Genomic DNA, 14,858 nt, shown 5'->3' on the forward strand with positions numbered 1-14,858 from the left:
GGCTAAAATGAATAATAAATAATAGATTTGTAAAAACGTACTTTTTATGAAGCAACCTATACTGCATCTTGAAAATGCAGATATTTATCAAAGAGACATTTTAGTATTATCAAAGATAAACTTTACACTGCGAAAAGGAGAATTTTACTATTTAATTGGTAAAACAGGAAGTGGAAAAAGTAGTTTGCTAAAAACACTTTATGGAGATTTAAGACTTCAGAGAGGTTTGGGAAGTATTGTAGGTTTCGATTTAAAAAAAATGAAAGAGAAAGACATTCCTTTTTTAAGAAGAAAAATAGGAATTGTATTTCAGGATTTTAAGCTGTTAAATGATAGAAACGTTTTTGAAAACCTAGAGTTTGTATTAAAAGCAACAGGTTGGAAAGATAAGCATGAACGTAAAGATAAAATTTACGAAGTGCTAGATAAGGTTGGTATGAAAGAAAAATACTACAAAAAAACTTTTGAACTTTCTGGAGGAGAACAGCAAAGAGTTGCTATAGCTCGAGCGTTATTGAATGATCCGGAGTTAATTCTAGCAGATGAACCTACAGGAAATTTGGATCCAAGAACTTCATTGGAGGTAATGGAACTGTTAAATGAAATTCATCAAAGCGGAAAAACAATTCTTATGGCCACACACGATTATCAGTTAATTGTTAAGTTCAAACAAAAGACGGTGAAGTGTGAAGGAGGGAATTTGTTTGAAGTTGTACAACAACAACCACAGCCAAACCAAAACTCTTAGAACTTGACAAAAAAGAAACGTGTTTTTGTTGCAGTAACTAATGATGTTTCTACAGATCAGAGAGTACATAAAGTATGTACTTATTTAATTACAAAAGGATTTGAAGTTCTTGTGTACGGTAGAGTATTACCTAACACTATTAGTGTAGAAAGAAATTATAAAATTCATAGAACAAAACATTGGTTCAATGAAAACTTTCTTTTTTATGCAGAGTACAATATTCGATTGTTTTTCTATTTGTTATTCAGGAAGCATGACTATATTCTCTCAAATGATTTAGATACATTAACAGCTTGTTTTTTTGCTAGTAAACTGAAAAGAAATACAACATTGGTTTATGATAGTCATGAACTATTTTCAGAAGGTCCAGAGTTACAAGGAAGAAATTTTGTTAAAAGTTTTTGGAAGAAGCTAGAGGATATTTTTCTTCCCAGGATTAAAAAATCATATACAGTAAGTCAGTCAATTGTTGATTTTTATAATGATCGCTATAAAAACAATATGGGCTTAATTCGAAATTTACCATTACATAAAAGAAATATTATTTCAGAAGAAGTAAGTTTTCCAACAAAGAATAAAGTTGTTTTATATCAAGGGGTTCTTAATCCGGGAAGAGGTTTGAAGCCAATGATAAAGGCTTTACATTTTTTAGAAGAAGTAGATTTGGTAATTATTGGTTATGGGAAAGTTGAAGAAGATTTAAAAACTTTTGTTATTAAGGAAAAAATGCAGAGTAGAGTTCATTTTTTAGGAAGAGTACCGCATGAAGTTTTACCAAATTACACAACAAAAGCTGATATAGGAATTGTATTAGAAGAACCTTTGGGAAAGAGTTTTGAGTTTTCACTTCCAAATAAATTATTTGATTACATTCATGCAGAATTACCTATAGTCTCGGGGAATTTGGTCGAAATAAATACAATAGTAAAAGAATTTGGAGTTGGTATAACTGTTGGGAATTATGATCCAAAAGAAATAGCGGAAGCTATAAAACACTTGCTGAATGATGAACATTTAAGAAGTGAAATCAGGAAGAATCAAAGGAAAGCTAAACAAATATTGTGTTGGGAAAAAGAAGAGCAGAAATTAAATCAATATTTTAAAAATTAGAAAAGTATTACACCAAAAGTTTCCATAATAATTCCATCATACAATAACTTACAAAAGTTAAAGCAATGTGTTTTAAGTATAAAATCTCAGGTATTTGATAATTATGAGGTTTGGATTATTGATGGTGCTTCATCAGATGGAACACAAGAATATTTAAAAACATTAGGAACTCCCTTTTACTATATTTCGGAGAAAGACTTTGGGATTTATGATGCCATGAATAAGGGAATTGAAAAGTCAACAGGAGAGTGGTTGTATTTTTTAGGTGCTGATGATAAGTTTTTTGATAGCTATGTATTGGATAGTTTATCAAAGTTTTTTCTGATAGATTCATTAGACCTTATTTTTGGGAGAGTTTTATATGAGTTTGATGGTGATTATCCATTTATTTACAGTAAAAAGAAGAAAGTAAAGGAACCTAGTTGGAATTTAACCATCTGGCTAAGGAATCCTGTACATCATCAAGGTACTTTTTTTAGAAGAGGGTTGTTCGAGTCGTTAAATTATGATAGTAGATTTGATATATTGGCTGATTATCATTTAAACTTAAAACTATACAAAGAAAAAGTTTCTGTTATCATTTATGATGGATTTATAGCGAAATGCCTTTCTTCAGGAGTTTCAAAAAAGGGGTTTTGGAAAATGTACAAGGAAGAGGCGATTTTAAAAACAGAACTAAGTAGGAAAATTTTATTTGTTCTTTTTTATGGATTATCATTTTTAAAATACATATTAGCATGGAATATAAGAGGCAAGAAATAAGTAAGCTCATATATGATAAGATTTTATCTGAAAGGATTTCATTAACTCAACAATTTTATCATAGTAAAGATAAAATAGGATATTTTTTTATAGATGATTTATTGCCTCAAGCTATTGTCGAGGAGATTTATCGTGTTTTTCCTTCGGTAACTGAGGTAGAGTGTAAAAATGATATTCGAGAGAAGAAATATGTAGCTTATCAAATGAATAATTATAATGAGTTGCTTGAGGAAGTCATTTATGCATTTCAAAGCTTACAGGTTGTTAAATTAATAGGTGAAATTTGCCAGTTAAACAATATTTATCCAGACGAATCTCTTTACGCTGGTGGTTTGTCGATAATGAATTATGGTAGCTTTTTAAATCCTCATCTCGACAATTCTCATGATAAAGATCGAAATATGTGGCGTGTTCTTAATTTACTATATTATGTAACGCCTGATTGGTTAATAGATTATGGAGGTAATTTAGAATTATGGACCGATGGATTAAAAGAAAATCAGGTAACAATTCATAGTAAATATAATAGATTGGTTGTTATGGTTACACATCAAAACTCTTGGCATTCGGTAAGTAAAGTTATTGTTGATAAAGAAAGATGTTGCATTTCTAATTATTATTTTTCTGATTTTCCAGTGCTATTATCTGATACTTTTCATGTAACATCTTTTAGAGGAAGACCAGGGGAGATTTTTAAGGATACTTTATTAAGAATTGATAGTAGTTTTCGTGGGATTCTACGTAAAATTTTCAAAAAGGGGATTCGAGAAAATCCTCATCACTACAAAAAAAAGAAACCCGCTTCAAGATGAAGCGGGAAATTGCTATGAAAAACTATGAAAAAGAAACTTTAAATACGTCTCTTTATCTATAGACGAGCAATATCCCGAAGACTTACACTAGTTAAGAATATTTTAACATTTTCTTGCAAAATTTTAAGAAAGTGTTATTTTTGCAGCCTATGAAAAAAAGATTGTCGTTAAAAATTGCTTTAGGTTTCTTTACTGCTTTTCAATGTTCTTTTGCTCAAGTGTTTATTCCTGAAAATAAACAGCAAATACTTGAAAAAATTGATGTTAATTATGATTTTCAAGTAGATTTACTAGAAGGTAAATACAAGTCAAAAATTAAAAAAGAGTATAAGAAAAGAAAAGAGTTAATAGTTGAAGCTTTTTTAGATAGCACATTTATTTTTGATAATAAGTATAGCAACTTTATCACCTCAATTGTTGGTGAGGTAAAGGTTAAAAATCCTACGATAAATCAAACAGAGGATTTGATTTTTATGAATAGACATTTAGATCCTAATGCCTCATGTTTTGGGAACAATACTTTCATGTTTAATTTAGGTTTATTTCATTTTTTAGAGAATGAAGACGAGTTTGCTTTTATTGTTTGTCATGAATTAGCACATCAGTACTTAAATCATGTTAATGAAAGTGTAAAAATAAGGGTAGAGAAGCTTAATTCTAAAGAATATAAAAGAAAGATTAGAGATGCTCGACTTACCATTTATGGAAGAAATAAAGCAGGGATGAAGCTTTTAAAAGAGTTGAGTTATGGGTTTTTGAAAAACTCAAGAGTGAAAGAATACGAAGCAGATTCATTAGGATTAATTTTCTTTCAAAAGACAAAGTACAATGCAAGTGCATCATATAAAGCTTTAAGCAGGCTTAAAACGTTTGATGATGGTATTTTTAATACCAACATAAAAATTGATAGTATTTTTAATTTTAATGAGTATAAATTCAAGAACTATTGGCTTGAAGAGGAAGAAACACTATTTGATATTGAAGAAAAAGTAGATGATTTAAAATGGTGGGAAAAAGACTCAATAAAAACTCATCCAGATATTGAAAATAGGATTAAGAAATTAAAAAGTAGTGTTTCTAAGGCATCGAATAATTCAGTTTCTTTTGAAGATTTAAAAGCGTATGCATTCAAAGATCAAATTAATACGTTGCTCTATTTTAATCAGTTAGATTTAGCGTTTTACTTATTGCTAGAAAAAATTCAACAAGGAAATACTTCCGATTTTTTAATTACCAAGTTAGCACAAGCTTTACAGAAAACGTATATCACAAAATCTGAACATATTTTTGGTGAAAGAATACCACAATCAAGTCCTTTTGCAACAGAGAAAAATTTAAATGCACTAAGAACATTTTTACACAATTTAGAAATTAAAGATGTTCGAAAAATAGGCTTTTATTTCTGTCAAGAATATGCCAATAAAATTAAGAGTGAAGAGTTCACTCAAATCAACCAATTTTTCACTAAACTAAATCAATAAAAACGATGAGAAAGTTACTTTACGTACTATTATTTGTTGGGACTTATGTAGTTTCGGCGCAAACTAAAACCATAGAAAATATGGTTGAATTTAAGGTTAAAAATACTGGAGCATTCCTTGATGATGCAAACGATGTGGATGGATATTATTTCTTTTATGAAGTAGATAAGCTAAAAAAAGGAATGAGAGAATTTGCAGTAAATATCTTGGATAAAAATCTAAATGATGTAGCAATAAAGAAGTTTGAAGCTTCTAAAAAAATTGTTTTAGCAGATAATGCATTCAATAATGAGGCTATAATGTTTGCGCTTTTTAATAATAAGGAGAAAACATTAACACTTAAAGGTTTTGATAGAAAAGCAAACCCTAAAGATGATATAGTTATTACCTTAGATAAAAAAGTTGCAAGACTTTTTAATAATGGACTTAGAGCAGGTACTTTAAGTTCAGTATTACATCCTGTAAAGAACAAAGGATTTATTTTAATTACGCCAAATTTTGATGGAAAAGGAACAGGGTATGTTTTAGATTTTTATCCTTCAAATGAGAATGTAAGTCCATGGAAATATGAATTCATTCCTTCAGAAAGAGGATTTCATTCTGTTACACCAGTAGCATTAAATGATAAATTTGTTGTATTAGTAGATGTTAGAACAAAAGGAATGTCTGCTAAGAGAGAGTTTACAACAATTGTGTTAAATTCTCAGACAGGTGAAAAACTATTTGAAAAAGTTTATGATAAAAATGATCCAAAATTAATTACAAACTCTTTTATCTCAGAAGACGGTAAGATTTCGGTAATGGGACAATATTATGAACCAAACGCTAAAATTGCAAAAGCACAAAGTTTAGGGCTGTATACAGAGCAATATGATGAAAAAGGTGAAGTTGTTTTTTCTAAAAGAATTTCATGGCAAGAAGATGTTAGTAAGTTTTTACCTGTAAAAAAGAATAACAAGCTAAAAGATATAGGATATATTTTCTTTCATGATATTATTAAAACTCAATCGGGTGAGTATTACGGAATTGGTGAGCAGTATAAAAAAACAGTAAGTGCATTAGGAGTTGCTTCTGGGATTTTAGCAGCTGCTGGGGGCGGAATTCAAGCTGGAGGATATACACAGTTAACAATAAAAGATGTGTATATATTTAAATTTGATAAAGATTTTAATTTAGCGGATGTTCAAGTTTTTGAAAAAGGGAAATCAAGAATTCAAAATTTAACAGATTTTGGAAGTCCGCAATTAAGTGCTTACATGATCAAAGCATTAGGAGGTTTTGATTTTGTATATTCTCAAAGAGACGTGAAAAGAGATCGTTTTTATGCTAATTTTATTGATTACGAAAGAGCATCAGATAAAAAAGAGAAAAAAGGAGAGAAAAGAAAAGCAGGATTTGTTTTTAAAACTATTATTCAAGACGGAGGTGAATTAACTGTAGATAATATTGAATTATCAAAAGAGTCTAAAAACTTTAGAGTTTTACCAGCTAAGGTAGGTTATATTTTATTATTAGAATATAGCAGAAAGAAGAAGTCTTCATCTTTACGTCTAGAAAAACTAAATATTAAGTAGTTGAATTGTTGACTAAAATATTAAGCTCGAGATATATCTCGAGCTTTTTTATTCAAATATGTTAGAGTTCTTTTAGCATCCAAATATTACAGCTTGAGTGACCTGAATTACCGAGTTGTTTTTCAATAATTTTAAAGCCTGATTCCTCGTACATAGAAATGGCTTTAGAAAAATGAGGTAAGCTTTCAAGATAGATATGTGTAAAATTCATTTCTTTAGCGGAAGCGATACTTTTTACCATTAATTCTTTTCCGATGCCTTTTCCACGAACGGAACTTGAAATATAAAATTTAACTAATTCACAATATCCTTTTTCCAATCCTTCTGTAGGAAAGATACCACAACACCCAATTGCTTCTCCATTGTATTCTGCAACCCATAAAACAGCTTTTGGTTCTTGAAATAATTCAAAAAGAGTATCTGTTGAAGCGTCAGAATACACGGTTCCTGTTCTTGGAGCATTAAATTCTTCAATTACACCTCTAATCATTTTGGCTAAAAGAGGGTTGTCTTGCTGTTGTACTTTTCTATACTTAATTTCCACTAGAAAGATTTTAAACGAATATAAAAACAAAAAAGCAACCTCAAAATGAGATTGCTTAATAATTTTTAGGCTTAAAGTTTTTTAGAACTCTAAACTTGTATTGTTGTTCTTAACAGCTTCAGCAGAAGAAACTAAAGCAGCTTTTTCGGCTTCACTTAAGTTGATTTCAACGATCTTTTCGATACCATTTCTACCTAAAACAACAGGAACACCGATACATAAGTCAGATAATCCGTATTCACCTTCTACTAAAGCAGAACATGGGTAGATTTTCTTTTGGTCGCAAGCAATAGCTTGAACTAATCCAGATACAGCAGCTCCAGGAGCGTACCAAGCAGAAGTTCCTAATAAACCAGTTAATGTAGCTCCACCTACTTTAGTGTCTTCTTTAACTTGCTCTAATCTATCTTCTGATAAAAATTCAGAAACTGGAACAGAATTACGAGTAGCTAAACGCGTTAAAGGAACCATACCTTTATCAGAGTGACCACCGATAACCATTCCGTCAACATCAGAAATTGGCGCTTCTAATGCTTCTGCTAATCTGTATTTAAAACGAGCAGAATCTAATGCACCACCCATTCCAATAATTCTATTTTTAGGTAAACCAGTTGTTTTGTGAACTAAATAGGTCATTGTATCCATAGGATTAGATACTACAATGATAATTGTGTTTGGAGAATGCTCAATTAAACTTGAAGAAACTGCTTTTACAATACCAGCATTAATTCCTAATAACTCATCACGAGACATTCCTGGTTTACGAGCAATTCCAGAAGTAATTACACAAATATCAGAACCAGCAGTTTTGCTATAATCTCCAGTAGTTCCTACAATTTTAGTATCGAAACCATTTAAAGAAGCAGTTTGCATTAAATCCATAGCTTTACCTTCTGCAAAACCTTCTTTAATATCTACTAAAACAACTTCTGAAGCGAAATTTTTAATAGCAATGTACTCGGCACAACTTGCGCCTACAGCACCTGCTCCTACAACTGTTACTTTCATTTTATATATATTTTATTGAAAATTATTAATAAGATGCACAAAAATAGCTATTTGCCTAGTCATAAAAAAGTAAAAGCACTTGGAAATTTCCAAGTGCTTGCGTTTATTTTTAAAAAGTTTGTTTTTATCTAAAACTAAAAGCTATTCCCACATTAACCGCATTATATTCTTGAATAGTATAGTCTCCAAATATTTTAAAGAAGCCTAGGCTTAATCTAGCTCCAATAGTGCTTCTAAATCCACTAGCATCAAAATCAAGATTCAATGGGTCAGTTAATGTTCTTTGGTTTAAAGAAGTATTGTATGAAACAGTATAAGTTCCTAGCATATCTAATGTAGAGCTTCCGCCTGTATAACCAATACCTCCATATACGTTAATTACGGGAAAGTTTAATGAAGCAATTGCCTGAACTGTATAAGAATTCAAATTAAAATCAACCTTACCATTTTGGATATCAATATTATCACTTGGGTTGTCATCGACTATTGTGTAATCAACCCCCATGTTAGTATAGGTAGCTAATAAAGAAAGATGCAGAGGTGTTTTATCCATAGGTCCAAACCAATCTGTGATTTCTTTTTTTAAACCAAAACCAAACATATTACCTTTTACGTCATCAGAACCTACTTTTGGAACAAATCTAACCATAACATCAGTTTTAAAAGGTAAACCTAAACTAGCTTGAACAAAAGGTGCAGGAACAGCATTAAAAGGAAGATCTTCTTTAATTCCTCCAGGCATTTCAAAAGTTCCAGTATAGGTTGTGTTTACACCTCCAACATTTTCTTGAAAAGTTACAGAAGCTAATGTTCCATCATTTTCAGAACCTCCAACAGTTGCTGAAGTAATTGTTCCTGTTGGTTGATTGACAGAAGTCAGATTATTAAGTGTAAACATTTCGTCTTTAGAAGGAATCATTGATCCGTTAACACCAAAAGAGATGTCGAAACCAAATTTCTTGTGAACTTTAGCTGTGTGGTACCAACCGTTATTCATACTGTAAATTAATCCTTTCATAGCTGGATTCATGTATGCTTGAGTTAACCTATTTGCATCTTGTAGACTAGAAAATAGAATTCCTTCTGGTCCGTTTTGACTAAAACTAGACAAGCTTAAGAAGGTTATTACGAGGGAAAATAATAATTTCTTCATTTCGTATTTTTATTGTTAAGTATAGTAAAAATAAGAAATTATAGATAAAGCTTAGGGATAATGAAAAGAGATTTCATAAAAAAACCTCCGCAATTACGGAGGTTTTTGAAATTTATATGGATGTTTTAAGCATCGATATTAGCATATTTTGCATTCTTTTCAATAAATTCTCTACGAGGAGGTACTTCATCTCCCATTAACATAGAGAAGATTCTGTCAGCTTCCGTCATATTATCAATAGTAACTTGACGCAATGTTCTGAACTCAGGATTCATAGTAGTGTCCCATAATTGTTCAGCGTTCATCTCTCCAAGACCTTTATATCGTTGAATTGTAGCTCCTCCGCCCATTTTTTGGTTAATTAAATCACGCTGGTTATCATCCCAAGCGTATTCTCTTTTTTGACCTTTCTTAACCAAGTATAAAGGTGGTGTAGCGATATAGATATATCCTTGTTCAACCATTTCTTTCATATAACGGAAGAAGAAGGTTAAAATTAAGGTTGCAATGTGAGAACCATCAACATCGGCATCACACATAATAACTACTTTATGATAACGCAACTTAGATAAGTTTAGAGCTCTAGGATCATCTTCGGTTCCGATCGAAATTCCAAGAGCAGTAAACATGTTTTTGATTTCTTCGTTTTCAAAAACTTTATGTTGCATCGCTTTTTCAACGTTTAAGATTTTTCCTCTTAATGGTAAAATTGCTTGAAAATTACGATCACGACCTTGCTTAGCAGTACCACCTGCAGAATCTCCCTCGACTAAGAATATTTCACATTGAGCCGGATCAGTTTCTGAGCAATCAGATAATTTACCAGGTAAACCTCCAATACTCATGACAGTTTTACGTTGTACCATTTCTCTAGCTTTACGAGCAGCATGACGCGCTTGGGCAGCTAAGATTACTTTTTGTACTATGGTTTTAGCATCATTAGGATTTTCTTCTAAATAATCTGTAAGCATTTCGGTAACTGCTTGAGATACTGCGGCAGTTACTTCTCTGTTTCCTAATTTTGTTTTTGTTTGCCCTTCAAATTGAGGTTCAGCAACCTTAACAGAAATAATAGCTGTTAAACCTTCACGGAAGTCATCACCAGAAATTTCAAACTTTACATTTTTTAATAATCCTGAATTGTCAGCATATTTCTTTAATGTACCTGTTAATCCTCTTCTGAAACCAGATAAGTGAGTACCTCCTTCGTGTGTGTTAATGTTGTTTACATAAGAATGTAGGTTTTCAGCGTATGAATCATTATAAATCATAGCAACTTCAACTGGAATTCCACTTTTCTCTCCTTCCATTGAAATTACATGCTGAATAACTGGAGTTCTAGTGCTGTCTAGGTATCTAACAAATTCAGATAATCCTTCATCGCTCTGAAATGTTTCAGAAATATCATTTCCTTCATCATCTTTGTTTCTCTTATCTGTTAGTGTAATAGTGATACCTTTATTTAAATAAGCTAACTCTCTCATACGAGTTGCTAACGTATCGTAATTGTAAACAGTAGTTTGTTGGAAGATTGAAGTATCTGGAGAAAATGTAACCTCTGTTCCTGTTTTATCTGTTTCTCCAACAGTTTTTACAGGATATAACGTTTTACCTCTTTCATATTCTTGTTGCCAAATTTTTCCTTCTCTGTACACTGTAGCCTTTAAGTGGTCTGAAAGTGCATTTACACATGAAACACCAACTCCGTGTAAACCTCCTGATACTTTATACGAATCTTTGTCGAATTTACCACCAGCACCAATTTTAGTCATTACAACTTCAAGTGCAGAAACCCCTTCTTTTTTATGAAGTCCTACAGGAATACCACGTCCGTTATCTCTTACTGTAATTGAGTTGTCTTCATTGATGTCAACAGAGATAATATCACAGTGTCCAGCTAATGCCTCATCAATAGAGTTATCTACAACTTCATACACTAAATGGTGTAAACCACGTACACCTACATCACCAATATACATGGAAGGACGCATTCTTACGTGTTCCATTCCTTCTAGTGCCTGAATACTATCGGCAGAATAATTGTGTTTTTTCTCTTCGCTCATGTTTTGAGTTTTATGTCTTTTATGTTTTTGTCCTCTTTAAAATCACTATCGTTAGGGAGGAGAATTCAATAATGATTTGTTCCCATAAAAAATTCGCTAGTACAGCGAATCGGTAGCTAACAAATTTACGACTTTTTACCCATGAAATATAATTTTTAAGCAATTTTAAGTTAAAATTATCAACAATTGTTTAAAACTTAAAAATGGCTTAAATCGCCTAAAAAGGTCTTTAGATTTAATTTTTGGGTTAATTTATAGTGTAGGCTGTTCTTGGTTGATTATTTTTGTCTTAAACCGTTTTAAAATGAGTTTTATTGCTTAGAAAGAAAATAATTGTTAATTAATGTTAAAAAAATGATTTTAAATTGTTAAAAAAAAGTTTTAATTAATACTAATAAATAAAATTAACAAATTATTTGTTTTTTATTGTGTTTTTGATATTTTTATAAGCATTATTAACATATAAAAATTTATAAAGATGAGATTCCCCCGAATTTTATTCGCAGGTATTATTGCGTCAACTGTAATGTCGAGTTGTAGTAACTCAGAAGAGTTAAATTATCAATCTGAAAGTGGACTTCTAAATGTTGATCAACAGGTCAATAAAAAGGAAGTTGCTTTAGAATTGATTGATTTAATGAAAAATCAAAGTTTTAAAACCAAAACACTTCACCTTTTAGAAAATCAAGAACCTAGTGTTCCATTATCAAAAGTTCTTGATGAAAGTGCTTCATTTGTTGGTAAATCAACTTCTTATCAAAATTTAGCTACCAAAGCTTCAAAGCTTGAATCTTTTGCTAATGAAGGTACTCCTGACAAGATTGAAATTTTAGAGCTTTGGATGTTAAATTCAAACAAGACTAAAGATTTTTCAAATGTTCTATTTTCTTTTGCTCCCGAAGGAGACGAGAAAAATTGGTCAGTTATTGAGGCTTACAATATGAACAAGGAAGTTGTTTATTTGGATGTAAACAAAGTACCAGATCAGCCAGTTATTGTTGTTGAAACGAATGGTTTTGAGACTTTAAAAAGAGAAGTGGCATTAATGAATGAATATCTAAGAAAAGAAGGAGTTCAAAACTCTAGATTTGAAAAGTTAGGTAATAATCTTTCGGATTTAAATTCAAGAGCTCAAGGTTTAGAAACAACAAAACTTGATAAGATTAGATTGAATGATGATGAAGAAGCTTGGATTAGTGGAGCTGCCGAAGTGTATGCAATTACGTCTGGAATTAAAGATTCGAGCAATTCTCCAGAAATTAAAGTGATTCCAATGTATTATTTGGATCATGATAAGCGCGATTATTATCCGAATCAAATATTATTATTCTGGGATGATTATGAATATCAGGCTGCAAATATTCAATTGTTTGAGAAAGATGATAATACTAATTATAAAGATTTAGTTTCAACTATAGTGAATGGTGTTTTTCAAATCATAGGAACAGTGTCAACTCAACCTTGGGTAAACGTTTTAGGTCAAGTTGCTGGAGCTATTATTCAAGCAATGCCTAATAGTTGGTATACAAATAATGATGATTATGTAGATTCATTTTATACAATAGAAAAGAATAAATCGTATTCAAATTATTATGGAGCAAGAGGCAATGCAAAAGTTAATTTGTCACCATTCTTTGTAGCTTCAAATTAATCAAGAAAAATTTATTTACACTACAAGCCTCATATTACGTGAGGCTTTTTTAATAAAAAAATCCTGCATAAAGCAGGATTTTAACACAACTAAAATTTAAAAATTTGCATATTAATATGCGTCTTCATGAACCATTTTTATAGCCCTTCCACTTGGTTCATTCTGATTTCTAAAACTTTCATCCCAAGCTAAAGCTGTTGGAGAACTACAGGCAATTGATGGAACCGATGGTACAGTTAATGCCGCAGTTTCACTAGGGAAATGCTCTTCAAATATTGATCTATAATAATATTCTTCTTTTGTTCTTGGAGTTTGAATAGGGAATCTATGATGTGCACTACGCATCATCTCATCTGTAACCTCACTTTCAACTAACTCTTTTAAGGTATCAATCCAGTTGTAGCCTACACCATCAGAAAATTGTTCTTTTTGTCTCCAAGCTACGCTTTCTGGTAAATAACTTTCAAAAGCTTTACGTAACACCCATTTTTCCATTCGTTCTCCGTTAATCATTTTGTCTTCAGGGTTAATTCTCATGGCTACATCCATAAACTCTTTGTCTAAAAATGGAACTCTACCTTCAATTCCCCATGCCATTAAACTTTTGTTGGCTCTTAAACAATCATATTGATATAATTTGTCAAGTTTACGAACAGTTTCTTTGTGGAATTCCTCAGCATTCGGTGCTTTGTGAAAATATAAATACCCTCCAAAAATTTCATCAGCTCCTTCTCCTGATAATACCATTTTTATTCCCATAGATTTAATTACACGAGCCATTAAATACATAGGTGTAGAGGCTCTTACTGTTGTGATATCATATGTTTCTAAGTTGTAAATAACATCACGAATAGCATCTAATCCTTCTTGAATAGTAAATGTGATTTCATGGTGAATAGTTCCGATATGGTCTGATACTTTCTTTGCAGCTACTAAATCAGGAGAATCTTTTAATCCAATAGAGAATGAATGCAATTGTGGATACCAAGCCTCTTCTTCGTCGCCACTTTCAATTCTTTTTGCAGCATATTTCTTTGCGATTGCTGAGGTAATTGAAGAGTCCAAACCGCCAGATAAAAGTACTCCATAAGGAACGTCACTCATTAATTGCCTATGCACAGCTGCTTCTAGGGCGTCACGTAACTCATCTATGCTTGTTTGGTTTTCTCTAACAGCTTCATATTCCATCCAGTCTCTAGAATACCAACGTTGTAATCCGTGTTCTCTAGTATAGTAGTAACCTGGAGGAAAAACTTCTATTTTGTTGCAAAATCCTTCTAAAGCTTTTAGCTCAGAAGCTACATAAAAAGTTCCTTTTTTATCCCATCCCATATATAGAGGAATAATTCCCATATGATCGCGAGCAACTAAATATTCATCAGTTTTAGCGTCATAGATGGCAAAACCAAAAATACCATTTAAGTCATCTAAGAATTCTTCTCCTTTTTCTTGGTATAAAGCTAAAATCACCTCGCAATCCGATTTCGTTTGGAAATCATACTTCCCTTCAAACTGTTTTCTTAACTCTTGGTGGTTATAAATTTCTCCGTTTGCTGCTAGTACAAACCTTCTGTCTTTACTAAATAAAGGCTGTTGTCCAGATGTAGGATCAACTATGGCAAGTCTTTCATGAGCCATAATAGTTTTATCATCACTATAAACTCCACTCCAATCTGGACCTCTATGACGAGTTTTTTTCGCCATCTCTAATAATTGAGGTCTTAATAATTCCGATTTTTCTTTTAAATCAAACGCACATACAATTCCACACATAATATATAGTAATTTTTAATTCTTGTTGTTTTAATTATGGTTCAAATTACTTGAATATACTTCTTTATAAAAATTAAAAATTAAATTTTGATTTCATATTGTAACCTTTAATTTATTTTTGATGTTTTATTGTAATTTTAAAAGGTGTTTTGTAGTATTTGAATTAAAATTTGATATTT

General features: G+C 31.3%; 12 protein-coding genes. 7 read left to right on the plus strand and 5 right to left on the minus strand.

What is annotated here, in order from left to right; all coding sequences use genetic code 11:
* The first annotated feature begins 46 nt into the window (after positions 1 to 46).
* From EV195_RS03725 to EV195_RS03750, 6 genes are all read left to right on the plus strand, one after another.
* On the plus strand, positions 47 to 748 hold the full coding sequence (locus EV195_RS03725) for a cell division ATP-binding protein FtsE (protein WP_132793082.1): 702 nt from the start codon (positions 47 to 49) through the stop codon (positions 746 to 748).
* A gap of 3 nt (positions 749 to 751) precedes the next feature.
* Positions 752 to 1,858: a glycosyltransferase family 4 protein gene (locus EV195_RS03730; RefSeq protein WP_132793084.1), complete on the plus strand. Its 1,107-nt coding sequence runs from the start codon at positions 752 to 754 to the stop codon at positions 1,856 to 1,858.
* A 30-nt stretch (positions 1,859 to 1,888) separates the two neighbouring features.
* Positions 1,889 to 2,620 carry a glycosyltransferase family 2 protein gene (locus EV195_RS03735; RefSeq protein WP_262708522.1) on the plus strand — a complete coding sequence of 244 codons (732 nt, stop codon included), beginning with the start codon at positions 1,889 to 1,891 and terminating at the stop codon, positions 2,618 to 2,620.
* On the plus strand, positions 2,596 to 3,432 hold the full coding sequence (locus tag EV195_RS03740) for a 2OG-Fe(II) oxygenase (RefSeq protein ID WP_132793088.1): 837 nt from the start codon (positions 2,596 to 2,598) through the stop codon (positions 3,430 to 3,432). The genes EV195_RS03735 and EV195_RS03740 overlap by 25 nt, the downstream gene beginning before the upstream one ends.
* Before the next feature lie 149 nt (positions 3,433 to 3,581).
* Positions 3,582 to 4,913 carry a M48 family metalloprotease gene (locus tag EV195_RS03745; protein ID WP_132793090.1) on the plus strand — a complete coding sequence of 444 codons (1,332 nt, stop codon included), beginning with the start codon at positions 3,582 to 3,584 and terminating at the stop codon, positions 4,911 to 4,913.
* 5 nt (positions 4,914 to 4,918) lie between these two features.
* The gene (locus tag EV195_RS03750) at positions 4,919 to 6,487 is read left to right on the plus strand and encodes a DUF6770 family protein (RefSeq protein WP_132793092.1); all 1,569 of its coding nucleotides are present in this window, start codon (positions 4,919 to 4,921) and stop codon (positions 6,485 to 6,487) included.
* Between the two features lie 61 nt (positions 6,488 to 6,548).
* Here the strand turns inward: EV195_RS03750 and EV195_RS03755 are convergent, their stop codons facing one another.
* The 4 genes from EV195_RS03755 to gyrB form a co-directional block, all read right to left on the minus strand.
* Positions 6,549 to 7,031 carry a GNAT family N-acetyltransferase gene (locus EV195_RS03755; RefSeq protein ID WP_243693058.1) on the minus strand — a complete coding sequence of 161 codons (483 nt, stop codon included), beginning with the start codon at positions 7,029 to 7,031 and terminating at the stop codon, positions 6,549 to 6,551.
* A gap of 81 nt (positions 7,032 to 7,112) precedes the next feature.
* The gene (gene mdh, locus EV195_RS03760) at positions 7,113 to 8,039 is read right to left on the minus strand and encodes a malate dehydrogenase (RefSeq protein ID WP_132793094.1); all 927 of its coding nucleotides are present in this window, start codon (positions 8,037 to 8,039) and stop codon (positions 7,113 to 7,115) included.
* Positions 8,040 to 8,163: 124 nt separating this feature from the next.
* Positions 8,164 to 9,192, minus strand: coding sequence for a DUF6588 family protein (locus EV195_RS03765; RefSeq protein WP_132793096.1), 1,029 nt, complete (start codon positions 9,190 to 9,192; stop codon positions 8,164 to 8,166).
* Positions 9,193 to 9,317: 125 nt separating this feature from the next.
* A complete protein-coding gene (gene gyrB / locus EV195_RS03770; RefSeq protein WP_132793098.1) occupies positions 9,318 to 11,255 on the minus strand; it encodes a DNA topoisomerase (ATP-hydrolyzing) subunit B in 1,938 nt (645 codons plus the stop codon).
* A 478-nt stretch (positions 11,256 to 11,733) separates the two neighbouring features.
* Here gyrB and EV195_RS03775 point away from each other — a divergent pair, with 478 nt between their 5' ends.
* Positions 11,734 to 12,906, plus strand: coding sequence for a DUF3103 family protein (locus EV195_RS03775; RefSeq protein WP_132793100.1), 1,173 nt, complete (start codon positions 11,734 to 11,736; stop codon positions 12,904 to 12,906).
* A gap of 111 nt (positions 12,907 to 13,017) precedes the next feature.
* On the opposite strand, the gene asnB is transcribed toward EV195_RS03775, so the two are convergent.
* Positions 13,018 to 14,679, minus strand: coding sequence for an asparagine synthase B (gene asnB, locus EV195_RS03780; RefSeq protein WP_132793101.1), 1,662 nt, complete (start codon positions 14,677 to 14,679; stop codon positions 13,018 to 13,020).
* Positions 14,680 to 14,858 lie beyond the last annotated feature (179 nt).

The sequence above is a fragment of the Tenacibaculum skagerrakense genome, assembly GCF_004345825.1.
GTDB lineage: Bacteria > Bacteroidota > Bacteroidia > Flavobacteriales > Flavobacteriaceae > Polaribacter > Polaribacter skagerrakensis.

Excerpts from the sequence above, each read along its gene's own strand:
- EV195_RS03745 (WP_132793090.1), top strand. The coding sequence starts at position 3,582 with ATGAAAAAAAGATTGTCGTTAAAAATTGCTTTAGGTTTCTTTACTGCT.
- mdh (WP_132793094.1), bottom strand. The coding sequence starts at position 8,039 with ATGAAAGTAACAGTTGTAGGAGCAGGTGCTGTAGGCGCAAGTTGTGCC.
- asnB (WP_132793101.1), bottom strand. The coding sequence starts at position 14,679 with ATGTGTGGAATTGTATGTGCGTTTGATTTAAAAGAAAAATCGGAATTA.
- EV195_RS03750 (WP_132793092.1), top strand. The coding sequence starts at position 4,919 with ATGAGAAAGTTACTTTACGTACTATTATTTGTTGGGACTTATGTAGTT.
- gyrB (WP_132793098.1), bottom strand. The coding sequence starts at position 11,255 with ATGAGCGAAGAGAAAAAACACAATTATTCTGCCGATAGTATTCAGGCA.
- EV195_RS03725 (WP_132793082.1), top strand. The coding sequence starts at position 47 with ATGAAGCAACCTATACTGCATCTTGAAAATGCAGATATTTATCAAAGA.
- EV195_RS03740 (WP_132793088.1), top strand. The coding sequence starts at position 2,596 with ATGGAATATAAGAGGCAAGAAATAAGTAAGCTCATATATGATAAGATT.
- EV195_RS03765 (WP_132793096.1), bottom strand. The coding sequence starts at position 9,192 with ATGAAGAAATTATTATTTTCCCTCGTAATAACCTTCTTAAGCTTGTCT.
- EV195_RS03775 (WP_132793100.1), top strand. The coding sequence starts at position 11,734 with ATGAGATTCCCCCGAATTTTATTCGCAGGTATTATTGCGTCAACTGTA.